Origin of the sequence: Streptomyces sp. NBC_00885 (assembly GCF_045207475.1) — a bacterium.
In the GTDB taxonomy this organism is placed as follows: Bacteria; Actinomycetota; Actinomycetes; order Streptomycetales; family Streptomycetaceae; genus Streptomyces.
Map to the genome: position 1 here is coordinate 7,571,317 of NZ_CP108796.1, position 17,573 is coordinate 7,588,889.

At 70.7% G+C, this 17,573-nt stretch carries 18 protein-coding genes; 6 read left to right on the forward strand and 12 right to left on the reverse strand.

The features are described from left to right. Positions 1 to 7 precede the first annotated feature (7 nt). On the reverse strand, positions 8 to 490 hold the full coding sequence (locus OHA61_RS34565; RefSeq protein WP_406306327.1) for an Lrp/AsnC family transcriptional regulator: 483 nt from the start codon (positions 488 to 490) through the stop codon (positions 8 to 10). Between the two features lie 282 nt (positions 491 to 772). Between OHA61_RS34565 and OHA61_RS34570 the strand changes: the two genes are divergently transcribed. The 3 genes from OHA61_RS34570 to OHA61_RS34580 all read left to right on the forward strand — a co-directional run bounded on the left by OHA61_RS34570 (position 773) and on the right by OHA61_RS34580 (position 4,780). Continuing rightward, a complete protein-coding gene (locus tag OHA61_RS34570) occupies positions 773 to 2,275 on the forward strand; it encodes an FUSC family protein (protein ID WP_406307579.1) in 1,503 nt (500 codons plus the stop codon). A 243-nt stretch (positions 2,276 to 2,518) separates the two neighbouring features. Beyond that, positions 2,519 to 3,658: a nitric oxide synthase oxygenase gene (locus OHA61_RS34575; protein ID WP_406306328.1), complete on the forward strand. Its 1,140-nt coding sequence runs from the start codon at positions 2,519 to 2,521 to the stop codon at positions 3,656 to 3,658. Positions 3,659 to 3,730: 72 nt separating this feature from the next. Next, the gene (locus OHA61_RS34580) at positions 3,731 to 4,780 is read left to right on the forward strand and encodes a lactonase family protein (RefSeq protein WP_406306329.1); all 1,050 of its coding nucleotides are present in this window, start codon (positions 3,731 to 3,733) and stop codon (positions 4,778 to 4,780) included. 139 nt (positions 4,781 to 4,919) lie between these two features. Here the strand turns inward: OHA61_RS34580 and OHA61_RS34585 are convergent, their stop codons facing one another. The 5 genes from OHA61_RS34585 to OHA61_RS34605 form a co-directional block, all read right to left on the reverse strand. Then, on the reverse strand, positions 4,920 to 5,837 hold the full coding sequence (locus tag OHA61_RS34585; protein WP_361906374.1) for a hypothetical protein: 918 nt from the start codon (positions 5,835 to 5,837) through the stop codon (positions 4,920 to 4,922). 95 nt (positions 5,838 to 5,932) lie between these two features. Next, a complete protein-coding gene (locus OHA61_RS34590; RefSeq protein ID WP_406306330.1) occupies positions 5,933 to 6,934 on the reverse strand; it encodes an N-acetylglucosamine kinase in 1,002 nt (333 codons plus the stop codon). Continuing rightward, positions 6,931 to 7,608 carry a uracil-DNA glycosylase gene (locus OHA61_RS34595; protein WP_406306331.1) on the reverse strand — a complete coding sequence of 226 codons (678 nt, stop codon included), beginning with the start codon at positions 7,606 to 7,608 and terminating at the stop codon, positions 6,931 to 6,933. The genes OHA61_RS34590 and OHA61_RS34595 overlap by 4 nt, the downstream gene beginning before the upstream one ends. A gap of 34 nt (positions 7,609 to 7,642) precedes the next feature. Beyond that, positions 7,643 to 8,728: a WD40/YVTN/BNR-like repeat-containing protein gene (locus OHA61_RS34600; RefSeq protein WP_406306332.1), complete on the reverse strand. Its 1,086-nt coding sequence runs from the start codon at positions 8,726 to 8,728 to the stop codon at positions 7,643 to 7,645. A 123-nt stretch (positions 8,729 to 8,851) separates the two neighbouring features. Next, on the reverse strand, positions 8,852 to 9,607 hold the full coding sequence (locus tag OHA61_RS34605) for an SDR family NAD(P)-dependent oxidoreductase (protein WP_406306333.1): 756 nt from the start codon (positions 9,605 to 9,607) through the stop codon (positions 8,852 to 8,854). A 42-nt stretch (positions 9,608 to 9,649) separates the two neighbouring features. Here OHA61_RS34605 and OHA61_RS34610 point away from each other — a divergent pair, with 42 nt between their 5' ends. Continuing rightward, positions 9,650 to 9,790: a hypothetical protein gene (locus OHA61_RS34610; RefSeq protein WP_406306334.1), complete on the forward strand. Its 141-nt coding sequence runs from the start codon at positions 9,650 to 9,652 to the stop codon at positions 9,788 to 9,790. A 192-nt stretch (positions 9,791 to 9,982) separates the two neighbouring features. Here OHA61_RS34610 and ddaH read toward each other — a convergent pair whose 3' ends face one another. From ddaH to OHA61_RS34625, 3 genes are all read right to left on the reverse strand, one after another. Further along, entirely contained in the window at positions 9,983 to 10,795 is an 813-nt protein-coding gene (ddaH, locus tag OHA61_RS34615; RefSeq protein ID WP_406306336.1) for a dimethylargininase, read from the reverse strand. Between the two features lie 128 nt (positions 10,796 to 10,923). After that, complete coding sequence (locus OHA61_RS34620; protein WP_324979545.1) at positions 10,924 to 11,415, reverse strand: Lrp/AsnC family transcriptional regulator; 492 nt, start codon at positions 11,413 to 11,415, stop codon at positions 10,924 to 10,926. Between the two features lie 151 nt (positions 11,416 to 11,566). Then, a complete protein-coding gene (locus tag OHA61_RS34625; protein WP_406306337.1) occupies positions 11,567 to 12,925 on the reverse strand; it encodes an FAD-dependent oxidoreductase in 1,359 nt (452 codons plus the stop codon). 193 nt (positions 12,926 to 13,118) lie between these two features. On the opposite strand from OHA61_RS34625, the gene OHA61_RS34630 reads away from it, so the two are divergent. Then, on the forward strand, positions 13,119 to 13,640 hold the full coding sequence (locus OHA61_RS34630) for a DUF6214 family protein (RefSeq protein ID WP_406307580.1): 522 nt from the start codon (positions 13,119 to 13,121) through the stop codon (positions 13,638 to 13,640). Positions 13,641 to 13,663: 23 nt separating this feature from the next. On the opposite strand, the gene OHA61_RS34635 is transcribed toward OHA61_RS34630, so the two are convergent. Next, entirely contained in the window at positions 13,664 to 14,338 is a 675-nt protein-coding gene (locus tag OHA61_RS34635; protein ID WP_406306338.1) for a DUF305 domain-containing protein, read from the reverse strand. A 179-nt stretch (positions 14,339 to 14,517) separates the two neighbouring features. Here OHA61_RS34635 and OHA61_RS34640 point away from each other — a divergent pair, with 179 nt between their 5' ends. Then, the gene (locus OHA61_RS34640) at positions 14,518 to 16,032 is read left to right on the forward strand and encodes a hypothetical protein (RefSeq protein WP_361906389.1); all 1,515 of its coding nucleotides are present in this window, start codon (positions 14,518 to 14,520) and stop codon (positions 16,030 to 16,032) included. Here OHA61_RS34640 and OHA61_RS34645 read toward each other — a convergent pair. Both OHA61_RS34645 and OHA61_RS34650 read right to left on the reverse strand, forming a co-directional pair. Beyond that, complete coding sequence (locus OHA61_RS34645) at positions 16,005 to 16,673, reverse strand: TetR/AcrR family transcriptional regulator (protein WP_406306339.1); 669 nt, start codon at positions 16,671 to 16,673, stop codon at positions 16,005 to 16,007. The genes OHA61_RS34640 and OHA61_RS34645 overlap by 28 nt on opposite strands. A 192-nt stretch (positions 16,674 to 16,865) precedes the next feature. Continuing rightward, positions 16,866 to 17,561, reverse strand: coding sequence for an HAD family hydrolase (locus OHA61_RS34650; RefSeq protein ID WP_406306340.1), 696 nt, complete (start codon positions 17,559 to 17,561; stop codon positions 16,866 to 16,868). Positions 17,562 to 17,573: the final 12 nt, after the last annotated feature.

Below are 17,573 nucleotides of genomic sequence, written 5' to 3' on the forward strand. Positions count from 1 at the left end.
GCGTGGCTCACCGTGCTGCGCCGGCCGCCCGGCCCACCGACTCGACCAGCGGCAGCAGCCGCTGCGGCACCCGCTCGCGCAGCGCCATCTCGGTGCGCGTGCGTACCACGCCAGGCAGCTGGATGAGCCGCTGGATGACGTCTTCGAGATGACCGTTGTCCCGCGCGGCGACCCTGGTGAGCAGATCCCCGCCGCCGGTGATCGAGAAAGCCTCGATGATCTCGGGTACGGCGGCGAGCGCGTCGCCGACGTCGTCCAGATGCCCTTGGGTGACCTCGATATGGACGAAGGCGAGCACCGGGTGCCCGAGCGCGGCGGGGGAGAGGTACGGGCCGGTGCCGGTGATCACGCCCTCCCGCTCCATCCGGTCGATCCGGGCCTGGACGGTGCCGCGAGCGATGCCCAGAATCCGGGCGTACTCCCGCACGCTGGTGCGCGGCTGCTCCATCAGCAGCCGCAGGATCCGGGTGTCGAGAGCGTCCACCGTCATGTTTCTGTGTCCACCGCCATGGTCCGTTGGTCTCCGTCTGGTACGGATTTGCCGACTGGAACTGTACCAATGGCCCACCCCCTGGCCATCGAGTTGAGCCGGTGTCCTCCGTGATGCTTTCCTCTGGGGAGAGACGGCGCCGTGCAGCGCCGGAACGGCGACGGAGCCGGACCGGACCCGCGGCGCCTTTGCCATGTCCGCGGAACGTGTCGGTCCGCACAGCACGTCGAACAGCAAGGGGGCGGGACGGCCGCGGTGAAGAGCCTGACCGGTGTGAAGAGGATGTTCGTCGCCCCCGATCCGGGGCGCGTACGGCTGCGCGTCTCGACACGCGCCGTACTCGGCGTGGCACTCGCGGTCGCCGCCGCCGAGCTCGCCGGTCTCTCCCTTGTCGCCTCCATCACCGGTGGTCTGGCGGCGATGCTCGCGCTGTTCACCGTCGCCGACACCGGCGTGCGCGGCCAGGCGGTCACCACCGCCCTGCTGCCCGCCGCCGGTTTCCCCGTGCTCGCGCTCGCGACGACCCTGCACGATCAGCCGCTGCTGCGCGCCGCCGCCTGGCTCGCGGTGGTCTTCTGCGGTGTCTACGCCAGGCGATGGGGCCCGCGCGGACACGCGCTGGGGATCTTCGCCTTCATGATGTTCTTCGTCACCCAGTTCCTGCACGCGCTACCGGCCCAGCTGCCGGAGTTGTACGGAGCGGTCGCGCTGGCCGTCACCGCCTCGTCGGCAGTCCGCTTCGGGCTGTGGTGCATCGAGCGGCGTACGCCTCCGCCGGCCCCGCCCGCACCGCTCCCCGGCCGCCGACTGGCCCGCCCCACCACCCGCCAGGCCTTCCAGGCGACCTTCGCCTGCGCCGTCGCGCTGGCCGCCGGCCAGCTGATCTCGCCGGACCGCTGGTACTGGGCCGTCGGCACCGCCTGGTGGATCTTCGTCAACACCGCGTCGCGCGGCGAGACCCTCGTACGGGGATTCCGCCGGGTCGTCGGCACTGTCACGGGCATCGCCGCCGGTCTGCTGATCGCCATCCCGCTCGCGGGCGCGCCGGCGCCCACCGCCGCCCTGGTCGCGGTGTGCGTCTTCGGGATCTTCTACACGGCCGCGCCCTCGTACAGCTGGATGATGTTCTTCGTCACCGTCATGGCCGGTCTGCTGTACGGACTCCTCGGCGTCCTGCACCCGGGCCTGCTCCTGCTCCGCCTCCAGGAGACGGCGGTCGGCGCCCTCGGCGCGGCACTCGGTGTCGCGCTGATCCTGCCCGTGACCACGCATGCCGCGACCAACGCCTGGATCCGGCGGGCGCTGAGTTGCGTCCACGGCTGCACCACCGAGGCTGCGCGACGGCTGGCGGGGGACGAGCAGGCCGACCCCGCGCCGCTCGCCGCCGAACTGGAGCTGCTGCTGGGGCGCGTACGGCTCTCCCTCGCGCCGCTCGTCCACCCGCTCAGCCCGCTGCGGGCCCGCAAGGCGCGCGCCCGCCAGGTGATTCGGCTGCTCGACGACTGTGCGCGCGAGGTGCGTGGCCTGACCGCCGTGGCCGCCGACCCCGACGCGTCCCACGACGCACGGCTCGCCGCCGCGTGCAGCCGCGTCGAAGCTGCCGTGCACGCCCTGGTGCCGCCCGCCACCCGGCAGACCGAGGTCCACATCCACTCCGTACCGGCGCCGCGGCACCACCCCGGGGCCGAGGCCGCGCTCACGCACCTTGAGGCACTCGAGCAGGCGCTCGGCGAACTCGACGCGCCCCTGCATACCTCTCCGCGTGCCCCACTCGTGCCTGCCTGACCTGGGGAACCGCCATACGGCTCTTGGGCGGGGCACATTCCACCGGCACACACAGGGTAGATCAGTGTGTTCGGGGGGTAACCAGAGCGGCATCCACGTACGTCCTGTGGGACCCAGGAGGTGCGCACCATGCGGAAGTCACTACTGAGATATCTGCGCCGGAACGGAGCACGTGACGGAGCGCGTAACGGAGGACACAGGGACAGACCGGAGCCGCCTCCATCTGCCGCGGCGCACTGCCCGGTGAGCCACACCGAGCCGCCCGCGTCCGCCACGGACACCGAACTGCGCAAGGAGGCCGAGGACTTCATCCGGCTCTTCCACCGGGAGGAGGCGGTAGGGGACCCGGAAGCCCGGATCGCCGCCGTACGGGCGGAGATCGATGAGAGTGGCACCTACCGCCACACCCGGGCCGAACTCGTCTACGGCGCGCGTGTGGCCTGGCGCAACAGCAACCGCTGCATCGGCCGCCTGTACTGGCGCTCGCTGCGCATACGCGATCGCCGGCACATCGACGACGCCGACTCCGTGGCACGTGAGTCCGTGGAACATCTGCGGGTGGCCACCAACGGCGGCCGCATCCGCCCCCTGATAACCGTCTTCGCCCCGGACGCGCCCGGCAGGCCGGGGCCGCGGATCTGGAACGAGCAACTGGTGCGGTACGCGGGCTACGGCCCCGCACAGGGGCCCGCCGTCGGCGATCCGCGCAATGCCGGGCTCACCGACTTCGCACTCCGGCTCGGCTGGGCGGGCGGGCCCGGCACACCCTTCGACCTGCTGCCCCTGGTCATCGAGGACGGCGACGGCAAGCCGCGCTTCTTCGAGCTGCCGCGCGACGCCGTGCTCGAAGTGGAACTGCACCACCCGGAGGAGAGCTGGTACGCGGACCTGGGGCTGCGCTGGCACGCAGTGCCCGCGATCGCGAACATGTGCCTGGAGATCGGCGGGATCTGCTACCCGGCCGCTCCCTTCAACGGCTGGTACATGGGCACCGAGATCGGCGCGCGCAATCTCGCCGACACCGACCGCTACGACCAACTGCCGCGTATCGCCGAACGGCTGGGCTTCGACACCGCCGACGACCGTTCCCTGTGGAAGGACCGGGCGCTGGTCGAGCTGAACCGCGCGGTGCTGCACTCCTTCGACCGCGCGGGAGTCACCGTCACCGACCACCACACGGAATCGCGCCGCTTCCTGACCCATCTGGACCGCGAGCAGAGCCGCGGCCGCGGCGTGGGCGCCGACTGGTCGTGGATCGTGCCGCCGATGTCGGGCTCCGCGACGCCCGTGTTCCACCGGACCTACGACCCGACGCAGTGGCGTCCCGCCTATGTGCACCACCCGGAGGCCCAGGCGCGCGCCCGCGGCGAAGGGAGCGGGTAGGGGGATTGGTCTAGACCGACTGCTACTGTCGGCCCCGCAGCAGGAGATCAGAGGGCGGAGAGGGGACACGCTGTGGGCGAGGCAAGCGCGGGACGGGCATTCATCGGGTCGTTCACCTCGGCCGGTGGCCGCGGGATAATCGCGGCCACCGTCGACGGGGATACCGGCGGGCTGACGGAGACCGGAGTGAGCGACGCCCTCGCGGACCCCTCGTATCTCGCCCTCGCGATCGGGCTCCGAGGTCCGGTCCTTTACGCCGTCTCCGAGACGCAGGAGGGCGCAGTCGCCGCCTTCGACATCGACGGGCCCTCCCCGAGGCCCGTCGGCTCCAGGGTCCCGGTGTGCGGCGAGGGGCCGACGCATCTCGCCCTCGCCGCAGGCCACTTGCTGACCGCCAACTACAGCTCAGGCAGCGTCAGCGTGCTCCCGCTCGGGACGGCCGGGGAGCCGGGCGGGGCCACCGGCGTCCTGCAGCACGAGGGCACGGGCCCCGACCCGGAGCGCCAGCGCAGCCCGCACGCCCACCAGGTGTTGCCCGACCCGAGCGGGCGCTGGGTGCTCGCGGTCGACCTCGGCACCGACAGCGTACGGATCCTCGCTTTCGATCCGGAGGCGGGCGAGCTGATACTCCACGGCGAGACCGCGCTGCGTCCCGGGACCGGGCCGCGCCATCTCGCCTTCCACCCGGCGGGCAGCCACGCCTATGTCCTGAACGAACTGGAGCCGACCCTCACCGTCTGCCGCTGGGACGCGGATGCCGGTGTGCTGGAACCACTCGGCGAGCAGTCCGTGCTGCCTCCCGGCGTGGCAGGGCGCGTTTATCCGTCCGAGGTAGTCGTCTCGCACGACGGACGCCACCTCTGGACCGCCAACCGCGGCCACGACAGCATCGCCGTCCTCACGCTCGACGAGACACGCGAGCGGGCGGAGCTGGTCACCACCGTGCCGTGCGGCGGGCACTGGCCGCGCGATCTGGCCCTCGACCCCACGGGACGCAGGCTGTACGCCGCCAATGAGCGCTCCGGGGACGTCACCTGGTTCGACATCGACCCGGACACCGGCGTGCCGCACAGGGCGGGCTCCCTGGCCGCCCCTGCGGCTTCCTGCGTGATCTTCGCCTGACCGGTACAGGCACCCGCTCGACCGGTACAGACACCCGGCGTGCCGGTGAAGGCACCCGCACCGGACGCGTCCTGCCGAAGGGCCCGCACCGTTCGAGTGGTGCGGGCCTTCGGCGTACGTGCGGCAGACCGCCGGACGGTCAGCGCGAGGGCGAGCCCTGAGGCGGGGTGATGCCCAGCGCGGTCGTGTACTGCGCCAGAACCAGCTTGCCGATCGCCGGGTAGGCGCCGAGCGCCTCGGCGGCGGCACAGCCGGCCTCCTTCGCGGCGGCGTCGAGCAGGCCCTCGGGCAGCTCGGGTCCGACGAGATACGGGGCCAGCGCGAGCTGGACCGAGCCGGAGCCCCGCAGCTGCTCGGCGATCGCGCCGACGGCGCCCTCATGGTCGAGCGCGGCCGCCATCACCGGCACCGCGAGGCGCGCGGCCAGCAGCATGCCGGTGATCCCGGCGGCCTGGACAGCCTCCTCGCCGCCGACCGTGGCCAGGATGATGCCGTCGGCGGCGGTGGCCACGGTGAACAGCCGGGCCCGGTCGGCGCGCGCCAGTCCCGCCTCCGAGAGCCGGACGTGCAGGGCCTCGGCGAGCAGCGGGTGCGGGCCGAGGACATCGGTCAGCTCGGCGGCGGAACGGCTGTCCATGACGGCCTGGCGGATCCGGCGCATCAGGGCGTTGTCGGGACCGGCGAGGAGCGGCACCACCACGGCGGCGGGCCCTTCGGGCGCGGCCACTTCACGGCCCGCGGCCTTCGCGATCTCGTACCGCTCGGTGCGCCGGGCGGCGTTCTGCGCGAGGACGGTCTCGAGCGTGGGGTACTCGGCGTCGTCGCCGTCCAGGTAGCCGATGCCGACATCGAGGCCGGGCAGCTCGGAACGGGCAATGCTTATGACCTCTTCGGCCAGGCTGCGCGTGGCGGGCGCGGGAGCGCCGGGCACCGCGAGAACCAGCGCGGGCGCACCCTCGGGAGCCGCCACGGGTTCCGGGCGGCGGTGCCGCCCTGACTGGCGGGGTCGCGGCATTCGTACAGGCAGGCCGGATGCCGGCCCAGTGGGGGAGCTCATGGCGCCGCATGCTACTGGTTTTGTGTGCTCCTCTGTTCGGGGAGGGGGCAGTCAAGCGTTATCTGTCCGCATTTATCCGATGAATGCAGTACGCCTCACCTGTGCGGCTCTGTCGGTGCGTGCAACAGTGTCGGATGGCGTGGCAGGAGCAGCGAATCGGTGGCGAGCGCTGCCGCCAGGAGCACCGCGCCCGAGAGCGGATCACCGGCCGCGGACACGAGCCGCGCATGGGGTAGTTGACCAGCCAGTTCTGCCCTCAGCGGCTTCAGAAGCGGCTCGCCCAGCTTCAACAACCCGCCGGTGAGGGCGACTTGGGATCCTTCCGGATCCTCCGATACGGGCGGGCACACGGCCGAGGCCGACTCCGCGACATGCCGGGCGGCCGCCGCGAGGATCCCCGCCGACACCTCGTCACCGGCCGCGGCGCACCCGGCGACCTCCGGCGCGAAGGAGGCGAGCACCGCGGGCCGGTCGGAGCGCGGATACAGCAGTCCCGGCAACTCCTGTGCCGGACCGAACACCGACTCCATCCTGGTCAGCAGCGCGGACGAACCGCCACGCCGCCCGTCGTGGGCGCGCAGCGCGGCCTCCAGACCGGCCCGGCCGATCCACGCCCCGCCCCCGCAGTCGCCCAGCAGATGGCCCCAGCCGTCCGCCCGGTGCCACGCCCGAAGATCCGTGCCCATCGCGATCATGCCGGTGCCGGCGGCGACCACGGCTCCCGGACGCTGGCCGAGTGCCCCCGCGTACGCGGTGACCGCGTCGGCGGCGAGCGCGAGGCGCCGTACGCCCAGCGACCGGTCCAGTGCGGCGGGGAGTTCGGCACGCAGGGCGCCGCCGAGCGTCGCCATCCCGGCGGCGCCGATCGCGACGGCCGACAGGGAGCCACCGCCGGTCCGCTCCAGCAGCGCACGCGCCATCGGCAGCAACTGATCCAGCAGATGGTGTGCGTCGATCCCGCCGCTGCCCGTACGCACGGGTTCGCGGGACTCGGCGGTCTCCAGACGCTCAGGATCGGCCGCGTCGGCAAGCGCCGCGCGCAGCGCGGAGCCGCCGGAGTCCACCCCGAGAACCCAGTGGCCGCGGCGAACGGTCACGGAAGCCGCCAGTCGACCGGCTGCGCCCCCTGGCGTTCGAGGAGTTCATTGGCGCGGCTGAAGGGGCGGGAGCCGAAGAAGCCGCGATCGGCGGACATGGGGGAGGGGTGCGAGGACTCGATCGCCGGGAGATCGCCGAGCAGCGGACGCAGATTGCGGGCATCACGCCCCCACAGCACGGAGACCAGCGGCTTGCCTCGCGCGGCAAGGGCCACGATGGCTTGCTCGGTCACCTCTTCCCAGCCCTTGCCGCGGTGGGCGGCGGGCTTGCGGGGCGCGGTGGTGAGCGCCCTGTTGAGCAGCAGCACACCCTGCCGGGTCCAGGGCGTGAGGTCGCCGTTGGCAGGCCGGGGGTGCCCCAGGTCCGCGTGCATCTCCCGGAAGATGTTGTCCAGACTGCCGGGCACCGGCCGCACCTCGGGCGCCACCGAGAAGCTCAGCCCCACGGCATGCCCGGGTGTCGGATACGGATCCTGACCGACGATCAGGACACGCACGTCCTCGAAGGGCTGCTGGAAGGCCCGCAGCACATTCGGTCCGGCCGGCAGATAGGTGCGTCCCGCGGCGATCTCCGCGCGCAGGAAGTCGCCCATCCCGGCGATGCGTTCGGCCACCGGCGCGAGGGCGTCGGCCCAGCCCGGCTCGACGATTTCGTTCAACGGTCGTGCTGCCATGCGGCGTCACTCTACTGGTGCGGCGATGCCCGTCTCACGCCATGGCCACCGCCCGTACACAGAGCACATCCGGCAGATGGGAGGCGAGCAGCTGCCAGCTGTCACCGTCGTCCGCGCTGGCGTACACCTCGCCGTTGCGATTGCCGAAGTACACCCCGGCCGGATCCGCGTCGTCGGTGCACAGGGCGTCGCGCAGCACGGTGCCGAAATGGTCGCCCTCGGGCAGCCCGGCCGACAGCGCCTCCCAGCTGCTGCCCGCGTCGCTCGTACGGTAGACGCGGCAGCGGCGCCCGGCGGGCACGCGGTCCGCGTCGGCCGTGATCGGGAAGACATAGGCCGTGCCGGGGCGGTGCGGATGGGCGGCCACCGCGAATCCGAAGTCGGACGGCAGGCCCTCACCGATGTCGTTCCACTTGGCGCCCCCGTCGTCGCTTCGGTAGACGCCCCAGTGGTTCTGCAGATACAGCCGGTCCAGATCGCCCGCGTCCTGCGCGATCTTGTGGACGCACTGGCCGAACTCCGGGTCGGGGTCGGGCAGAAAGACCGCCGACACCCCCTGATTGGACGGCGCCCAGCTCGCGCCGCCGTCCTTGGAGCGGAACACCCCGGCCGTCGACACGGCGACGGTCACCGACTCCGGATCCCTGCGGTCGGTCACCACCGTGTGCACCGCCTCACCGCCGCCGCCCGGCACCCACTTGGAGCGGGTCGGGTGCTCCCACAGCGGCCGTACGAGCTCGAAGGTCTCGCCGCCGTCGTCCGAGCGGAACAGCGCGGCGGGCTCCGTCCCCGCGTACACCACATCCGGAGCGGATGGACCGGCCGGATGCAGCTGCCAGACCCGCTCCAGCGAGGCTTCCGTGTCCTTGGGGAATTTCACGGCCGGTTTCGGCGGCTCGATCCATGTCGCGCCGAGGTCGTCGGAGTGGAACACCGAGGGGCCCCAGTGCGCGCTGTCGCCCCCGACCAGCAGCCGGGGCACGGAACGGCGGGTGTCGATCCCGATCGAGTACACGGCCTGAGCGTTGAAGTGCGGGCCGTCGAACTCCCATGTGCCGCCGCGCCTGCGGCCGATGAAGAGTCCTTTTCGGGTGCCTACGGTCAGAAGTACATCGGTCATGGCCTACTGCCTCCAGGACGACTCTGTCGCGGATACGGGCCAGTCTGCACCTGTCCACTGACAGTGGCTCGTGGACGGGGCTTTGCGCAGGTCAGCCCGGTGGGGATGGGGTGAGCAGGGGTTTCAGTCGACGACCGAGCCGCCGGTGATGTTGAGAGCCGTAGCGGTCATCGAGCGGGCCATGTCCGAGGCGGCGAAGACCGCCGCATTGCCCACGTCCTCCAGCGAGGCCGCACGCCCCAGCATCGTCTGCCCGGCGATCTCATCGGTGATGGCATCGCGGTAGTCCAAGCCCTCGGGGATCGTCTCGGGTACGCCGCCCGTCTGGAGCGTGAGGACGCGGATGCCGTGCGGCCCCAGTTCGACGGCGAGATTCCGCCGAAGCGACTCCATGGCTCCGAACGCCACCTGGAACCCGCCCATCTTGTGCGCGCGGGGCGGGTCGCCGTAGCCGCCGAACGCCAGGATCACGCCGGACTTCTGCAGGATCATGTGCCGAGCCGCGGACCGTGCGGTCAGGAACATCGCGCGTACGGCGTTGTGCACAGGACGCTCGAAGTCCGCGAGGGAGATCTCGGTGAGCGCGATCCCCTGGACCTCCGCGAACGAGATGAGGCTGAAGGAGACATCGAGGCTCCCGGCCCGCTCGACCACCGCGTCCGTGAACCGGTCCACCGCCGCCTCGTCGAGGGCATCGACCTGATCCGTGTCGGCCCGGCCTCCGGCGGAGCGGATGGACTCGGCCACCTCCTCCAGGCCCTTGCGGGTGCGCCCGGCGAGATGGACCCGCGCTCCCTCGCGGGCGAAGGCGCGGGCGACCGCCCCGCCGATCGCGCCGCCCCCTCCGTAGACGACGGCGTTCCTGTTCTCGAGCAACACGATGTACCTCCTTGGTACGGACGTCCTCAGTGGAGACGCTCCTTGGGTCCGGAACTCATCGGTGCCGCGCGGGTGAGCCTGCCGGAGCGGTTCAGCCGCCCGCGCAAGCGCCGCGGCCGCGCAGCCGAGCCCGAGGACAAGAAGCGCGAGCCGGGGCAGTTCCGTGCTCGAAGGGGTACGTGATCATCGTGCCGAATGCCAGCAGCAGCGCCGAGAGCAGAGGCGGCACGCAGGCCGACAGTCACCCAGCGGCTCATACGCACGCCCGCATGCGCGGCCACGGAACGGGCGAGGGGCAGAGCGTTCCGGCGATGTGCCGGAACGCTCTGCCCCATGGCGTGCTGCCTGGCCCCCCGTCTCAAGGGGGAGCTACCGCTACCCGCGGAGCTCCTGCGTGCAGCACTTCGCCCCGCCGCCCGCCTTGCGGAACTCCGAGAGATCCACGGGAATGGGCTCGTAACCGTGCGCCGCGACGCTCTCCATCAGCCCCGTGGCGTCCTGCGCCATCACCACATGGCGGCCGTCCGATATGGAGTTGAGCCCAAAGGCCAGGGCGTCCTGGCGGGTGGCTATGACGGCGTCGGGGAAGAGCTTGTTGAGGACCTGACGGCTGCCGTTCGAGAAAGCGCCGGGATAGTAGGCGATGTTGCTGTCGTCGAGCGCGAAGAGTGCCGTGTCCAGATGGTAGAAATGCGGATCCACCAGATGCAGGCTCACGGTCGGCGTGCCGAAGAATTCCTGCGCCTCGTGGTGAGCCGCGGGGAGGGTACGAAAGCCCGTACCCGCGAGAATGAACCCGCCCACCGGGGTGAAGTCACCTTCCCCTTCGCAGGTGTGGGACGGAACGAGCGTCTCGAAACCGGCACCTTCGAACCAGGTCAGGTAGTGGCCGGCCTCCGGCTGCCGCTGCGGTGCGTGGAATTTCGCGCCGAATGCCCGGCCGTCCAGAACGAGCGCCGAATTGGCCGCGAACACCATGTCGGGAAGATCCGCGACCGGCTCCACCGTCTCGACGGTGTGCCCCAGCTCGCGATACAGGGATACGAGCGAGTCCCACTGCTTATGGGCCAGCGGGATGTCGACCGGCTCCAGTGAAGTCATCCAGGGGTTGATGGCGTACCGGACGTCGAAGTGCTCCGGAGGGCAGACAAGGTACCGGCGCTGCTCCGCAGTTCGGGTGGGCGGCATCCTCGGCTTCCTTTCCTCGGACGGGGGATGCTCACCACGCTAGAGAGAGGTGACGCACAGCAACAAGACGAATGAGTTGCGTGCACTCGCAACTATGTTGCGTTTCCGGGGCCGGGAGCGACTACTTGTTACGTCATCTCCGGCGAGATGCGTCCGGATCCGGCCTCGGGGCTGCTCGGCAGCAGATGATTGAGCACGATGAAGCTGTTGGTGGCCTTCACGAAGGACTCCGACCGGATGCGTTCCAGGACGTCCTCGAAGTGGGCCACATCCAGCGCCCTGATGTGCAGGATCGCGTCCGCCCGGCCCGTCACCGTCACCGCCGACTGGATCTCGGGGTGATTGCGGACCACCTCCGCCAGCCTTCGCGGCGGAGCGGCATCGTCGCAGAACACCTCCACGTACGCCTCGGTGTGCCAGCCCAGCGCCGAGGGTTTCACCACGGTGGTGAAACCGGCGATCACCTCTTGCTCCCGCAGCCGGTCGACACGGCGTTTCACGGCGGGCGCCGAGAGGCCGATGGACACACCGATCTCCCGCAGGCTCGCGCGCGCATCCGCCATCAGCGCCGCGATGATCTTACGGTCGAGTTCGTCGAGCTCAGCTCCGCGCCGGGACATGAGGCAGCTCCTTTCGGTCCGCGGTGATCCTGCCACCCGCCACCGCTTGGCGTCCGCGCGGCACTGCCTTCGGGGCACGGCCAGGGCGAACGGGTTGCGGCGCGAGGACCGGGCGGCCGAGGACATGCGGCCGAGGGCCGCCCCCGTCGCGTCACCCGCCCCGGACGTCCGCCGCCGTCAACAGCCCCGACCAGTCAGGGATCTTGACGGACCGCCGGCCCAGCGTCCGCCCCAGCGCCGCCTCGGCCACCTCGATCGCCAGCCAGCCCGGCCACTGGACGGGACGGTGCCCGGACTCCCGCAGCACGGCGAGCGGATCCGCCGCGACCGGGCGCAGCGCCAGCGCCGCCGCGTCGTCGAGCAGTGAGTTCACCGTCTCCTTGGCGCACGGCCTGTTCGTGCCGATCACCCCGGTGGGCCCCCGCTTGATCCAGCCCGCCACGTACTCGCCGGGCGAAGCAACCCCGTCCCGCAGCACCCGGCCCGCCGCATGCGGCACTGTGCCGTGACGCTCGTCGAAGGGCAGGCCGGGCAGCGGCACCCCGCGGTAGCCGACCGCCCGCAGCACCAATTGCGCCTCGATCTCCTCGTACGCCCCGGTGCCCCGCACGCCCCCGTCACCGTCCGGAACAGTGCGCTCGAACCGTACGCCGCCGACCCGCCCCATCCGCTCCAGCAGTTCCACCGGGCGCAGGAAGAACCGCAGATGGATGTGCCGCTCCCGGCCCGGGGAGGGCTCTACGGCCCAGCCGCGTACGACATCGAGGTTGCGCCGGTTGACCGCGGGCAGCGCGGCCGCGGCCGAGGCGTCCTCGTACGCCGGATCAAGGGCCAGGTCATCGGGCTCGACCAGCACGTCCGCCGAGGGCAGCGTGCCCAGTTCCCGCAGCTCCTTGGTGGTGAACTTCGCCTGCGAGGGTCCGCGCCTGCCCACCATGTGCACCTCGCGCACCTGGCTGAGCGCGAGCGCTCCGAGCGCCGCCTGCGGAACGTCGGTGGGGCGCAGCTCGTCCGCGCCCCGCGCCAGGATGCGGGCCACGTCCACGGCGACATTACCGACGCCGATCACGACGGCCGAACGGGCCGCGAGCGCGAAGCCGTTGCTCGCCGCGTCGGGGTGCGCGCTGTACCAGGAGACGAAGTCGGTGGCCGAGTGGCTGCCCGGCAGATCCTCGCCGGGAATGCCGAGCCTGCGGTCCCTGGCGGCCCCTACGCAGTACACGACCGCGTGATAGAGCTCCAGGAGCTGCTGAGGCCCGAGCCCGTGCGCCCCGACCTCCACATTGCCGATGAAGTCGATCCGCTCGTCCTCCAGCACGGTGCGGAGATTGTTCTGCAGCGACTTGATCTTCTCGTGGTCGGGCGCGACCCCGTAGCGCACGAGTCCGTAGGGGCAGGGGAGCCGGTCGAGCACGTGGACCCGCACATCGGGCACCCGGCTCTGCTGGACGAGATCCTGCGCGGCGTAGACCCCGCTGGGTCCCGATCCGACAACGGCGACGCGAAGCACAGCTGCGCTCCTTCCCGCAGGGGACTCCAGCATCGCACCGGGGTGCGGGGCTGGGGAGATGAGCTGACGGGGTGCCTTGGTGCGGTGCGGCGTGCGTGCCGCGGGGGATGCAGACTATTTGGCTGGTTACGTGTTAATTGTGCAAGAAACTACGTTTCTTACCAGTAATGATCAGTATGGCCTGAATGAGGTGCTGCCGTACCCGCCCGCCTGGGAGCTGCAGGGCGCCGGGAGGGTCACCTCGGAGCCAGGCGGCCACGCGATCCGGCCGCCGTGGTTCAACGTCCGGCTGGCCTTCGCCGACGGCGCCCACATCGACGTACTCGCCGTCGTCGACGACGGGCGGATCGCCATCGAGGACCTGCGGGCCGACCCGCCGCTGCCCCTGGAGAGCCTTGCGGTGCTCGCCGACCGGATCGAGGAGCCCCTCGAAGACGCCTGCGGGGTCACCGAGCGGCTGCCCGAACCGCCGGTCGAGGCGGCGCCCTCGCGCGGCTCCCCGGCCCGCCGTCGCCGGCCCGTCGTGGTGCGCGGCAGTGCAGGCCGGCGACTCGCGGCCGACGCCTACCGGGCCGCGCAGCTGGACGGGCGCGACCCCGTGCTCGCGGTGATGGCCGTGACCGGGCGCAGCCGCCGCAAATCGCTCCGGCTCATCGCGGGTGCCCGGGACGAGGGCTATCTCGCGCCCCGCCACAACCGCCGCCGGACCCGCTGAGCCTCTGCCCCTCGCGCTGTGCGTCACATCGAGCGCATCCGGTTGATCTCACTGGTCTGCTGGGCGATCACATCGTTGGCCATCTCCTCGATCAGGACGTTGTTGCCGTCCGAGAGGACCTCGGTGGCCATGGTGAGTGCGCCCTGGTGGTGAGTGATCATCAGCGTCAGGAAGAGTTCGTCGAAGGCGGTGCCCTTCGCGGCGCGCAGCTGGGCGAGTTGGGCGGCGGTGGCCATCCCCGGCATCGCCGCGTGAGAGTGGTCGTGGCCGCCCGCTCCCCCCTTGTCCTTGTCCCCTCCGTTGGTTTTCAGCCAGCCCGCCATCGCGGCCATCTCCGGCTTCTGCGCGGCCGCTATGCGCTCCGCCAGCCGTTTGACCTGTGTGGATCCCGCCCGCTCCGGTGCCAGGGCGGTCATCTGCAGTGCCTGGCCGTGGTGCGTGATCATCATCTGCGCGTAGGAGAAGTCCGCCGAGTTGGGGGAGTCGTCGGGGACGGCCTTCGCGGCCTCTTCGGCGGAGAGTGTCCTGGCCGGTTCGCCCGGCTTGCCGGGCGCCACCACTGACGGCCCGGTTTTTCCCTCGGCCCTGGCCGGCGCGTCGGAGTCCGACTCGCAGGCGCCCAGGGCGAGTACGGCGACAGCGACCGCGGCAGCGGCGACGGGTCTGCGGGCACGCGCGGTCCTGTGACGGTTCAACACGGTGACCTCCTGTGGCACTTGGGGTGTTCGGGGACGGTCTTAGCACTCTTCCGCACGTGGTTGATCAAAAACTCTCATGAAGTCTCTGTTGCCATCTATTGAGATGTACATGGAAGGGAAGATACTGCCGGGGTCCGTGAACTGTTCAACTGCGAACGGATACAAGGGAGGACACCGCAGTGACCCTGTTGCATACCACCCGAGTGCGGCGCAGACGGCTGGGCGTGGCGGCAGCCGCGGCCGGGCTCCTCGCCACCCTGCTGACGGCCGGACCCGCGGCCGCCACGCCGGACCCTGGGGACACCCCCGCCCAGGCAGCGATCTCGTCGGAACAGGCCGCCGCCACCAAGTCGGCCATTCGGAGCGGCGAGATACCCCCTGTGGACGCGGTCGTCCACAGCGACAACATCGAACACCTCGTCAACATCCCCAAGGACGCCCTCAAGGGCACCAACTCGGACCTGGCCTTCCAGGGCAAGTACGCCTACGCGGGCAACTACGACGGCTTCCGGATCTTCGACATCAGTAACCCCAAGGCCCCCACCACGGTCGCGCAGGTTCTGTGCCCGGGATCGCAGAACGACGTCACCGTCTCCGGCGACCTGCTCTTCCTCTCCACGGACTCCTCGCGCAGCGACAACTCCTGCAGCAGCACCTCGCAGCCCGCGACGGAGAAGTCGTCCTGGGAGGGCATGAAGATCTTCGACATCAGCGACAAGCGCAACCCGAAGTACGTCGCGGCCGTCGAGACCGCGTGCGGCTCCCACACGCACACCCTGGTGCCGAAGCGCCGCAACGTCTACATCTACGTGGCCTCGTACTCACCGAACGCCACCTTCCCGGACTGCCTGCCGCCGCACGACGGAATCTCCGTCATCAAGGTGCCGCGCAAGGCCCCCGAGAAGGCGGCCGTCGTCAACTTCCCGGTGCTCTTCCCGGGTGAGGGCCCCGACGGCGGCGGAAACCCCGGCTCGCCCACCAACCCCGGCGTTTCCAAGACCACCGGCTGCCACGACATCACGGTGCTGCCCTCCAAGGACCTGGCCGCCGGCGCCTGCATGGGTGACGGCATCCTGTTCGACATCGAGGATCCCGAGCACCCGAAGGTCATCGACCAGGTGCAGGACAACGTGAACTTCGCGTTCTGGCACTCGGCGACCTTCAACCAGAAGGCCAACAAGGTCATCTTCACCGACGAGCTCGGCGGCGGCGGCGCGGCCACCTGCAACGCCGCGATCGGTCCCAACCGCGGCGCCGACGGCATCTACGACATCGTCGGCAGGGGCAAGCACCGCAAGCTCGTCTTCCGCAGCTACTACAAGATCCCCCGGCACCAGGCGGACACCGAGAACTGTGTCGCCCACAACGGTTCGCTGATCCCGGTCAAGGGCCGCGACATCATGGTCCAGGCCTGGTACCAGGGTGGCGTCTCCGTCTGGGACTTCACCAACTCCAGCAAGCCCAGGGAGATCGCCTACTTCGAGCGTGGCCCGCTCAGCGCGGACACGATGATGACCGGCGGCTCCTGGTCGGCGTACTACTACAACGGCTACATCTACTCGAACGACATCGCCAAGGGCTTCGACGTGCTGAAGCTCGACGACCGGCGGACGGATCCGGCGAAGCGGGTGCGGATGGACGAGCTCAATGTCCAGACCCAGCCCGACTACTTCGACGACTTCGACCGCGACTGAGCCAGCGGCTCAAGAACGGTGACATCGAGTGTTCCGCCGGGCGGCTCGTCGTCCGGCGGAACGCCGAGTTCCCACTCCAGCCCGTAGCGCTGGAACAGCTCCGCGCGCAGCCGCGCGGGCGGCATCGGCACGCCGGGCAGCAGGATCGCGAAGACCGCCCCCATCAGCAGCGCCCGCAGCAGCGGATAGTCGGCGTCGATGTTCTGCGAGCCGTAGCGCTCCACTGTGCCGCGCAGCAGCGCCGCCAGACGCTGCTGCTCGGGGCACTGCCTGAACCCGTCGGCCTGCAGCACCCCCGACATGTGGGTACGCATCAGTACGGGATGGTCGACCGCCAGCCCGAGAATCGCGTCGATCGCCCGCGCCAGCCGCTCCCGTCCGTCGTCGGTGGGGGGTTCGCGCTCCAGTGCCGTATCGAGGGTGAGATGCATCAGGCGATGCACGGCCGACTGCAGGAGCTGTCGTTTGCCCGGGAAGTAGTACGAGACCAGGCCGCGCGCCGAGCCCGCTCTGTCGGCGATGTCGCCGAGCGTCGTGGCTTCGTAACCCCGCTCTCCGACCAGCTCCACGGTTGCCTGGAGCAGCCGCTCCCGGGAACGCCGACGAAGCTCTTCATTGACCGATGCGCTCCGCGGGGACATGCTTAACTCCTGCGTTGACTGGCTCGGAGCCAGTATACTCAACGTGTCCCGCTGGGAGGCCTTCAGGGCCTGGTCGGCGGGGGTGCTGCCCGAACCGGGCGACGCGGGGGATCGTCCGGTTTGGGTGGCTTTGACGTGTCTGCGGCGTGCCCCTGTGGGCAGTTTTGTCGCCTTTCGTGGTCCATGCCCCTTTCACTCGACGAGTCCGAGTACCGGGCGCAGGCCCGCCGGCCGGTACTCGACCGGAAGATGGTCCACGAAGTGGACAGCGCATCCCAGATCCGCGGCCCCGCCGTCCGCGCGCCGGTCGTCACCGACCATCAGGGCATCGGCCGGATCCTGGCCCAGTGCCTCGCATGCCGCGCTGAAGAGCCGTATGTCCGGCTTCTGCACTCCGTGCTCGTACGACAGCACATACGCGTCCACCCACCGGTCGAGGCCATGGGCACGGAAGACGGGCCGCGGGTCCCAGCCGATGTTGCTGACCACCGCGATGCCCACGCCCCGCTCCCGCAGCGTGCGCAGCACCTCGGCCGCGTCGGGGTAGGCGCGCCAGGCGGCGGGCGTCATATGACGTTCGTAGAGCGCGTCGTACAGCCCCGGGTCGGGCAGCTCCACCTGGCGGGCGAGCCCGGTGTAGGCGGCACGGTGCCGCTCCGCGCTCTCGTCGCGGGTCGCCCACAGCTCGGCGAGGTGGGAGGGCATCCGCTGCGGGTACGAACCGCCCGGCAGCGCCCCGGCCCCTGCCAACTGCTCGGCGTACCCGGCCAGTTCGGCCTCGGACAGAGGGCTGCCGCGTTCTTCCAGGACCGCCTCCAGCCAGTCCCGCACCGACTCGACGCAAAAGAGGGTTCCGGAGAAGTCGAAGAGCACACCCTTGATCGCCATGACCGCGATCCT

What these genes read in the sequence shown, in the direction of transcription:
- OHA61_RS34565 (WP_406306327.1), bottom strand. Translation starts at nt 490, where the DNA reads ATGACGGTGGACGCTCTCGACACCCGGATCCTGCGGCTGCTGATGGAG.
- OHA61_RS34570 (WP_406307579.1), top strand. Translation starts at nt 773, where the DNA reads ATGTTCGTCGCCCCCGATCCGGGGCGCGTACGGCTGCGCGTCTCGACA.
- OHA61_RS34585 (WP_361906374.1), bottom strand. Translation starts at nt 5,837, where the DNA reads ATGAGCTCCCCCACTGGGCCGGCATCCGGCCTGCCTGTACGAATGCCG.
- OHA61_RS34595 (WP_406306331.1), bottom strand. Translation starts at nt 7,608, where the DNA reads ATGGCAGCACGACCGTTGAACGAAATCGTCGAGCCGGGCTGGGCCGAC.
- OHA61_RS34600 (WP_406306332.1), bottom strand. Translation starts at nt 8,728, where the DNA reads ATGACCGATGTACTTCTGACCGTAGGCACCCGAAAAGGACTCTTCATC.
- ddaH (WP_406306336.1), bottom strand. Translation starts at nt 10,795, where the DNA reads ATGCCGCCCACCCGAACTGCGGAGCAGCGCCGGTACCTTGTCTGCCCT.
- OHA61_RS34620 (WP_324979545.1), bottom strand. Translation starts at nt 11,415, where the DNA reads ATGTCCCGGCGCGGAGCTGAGCTCGACGAACTCGACCGTAAGATCATC.
- OHA61_RS34645 (WP_406306339.1), bottom strand. Translation starts at nt 16,673, where the DNA reads ATGTCCCCGCGGAGCGCATCGGTCAATGAAGAGCTTCGTCGGCGTTCC.
- OHA61_RS34650 (WP_406306340.1), bottom strand. Translation starts at nt 17,561, where the DNA reads ATGGCGATCAAGGGTGTGCTCTTCGACTTCTCCGGAACCCTCTTTTGC.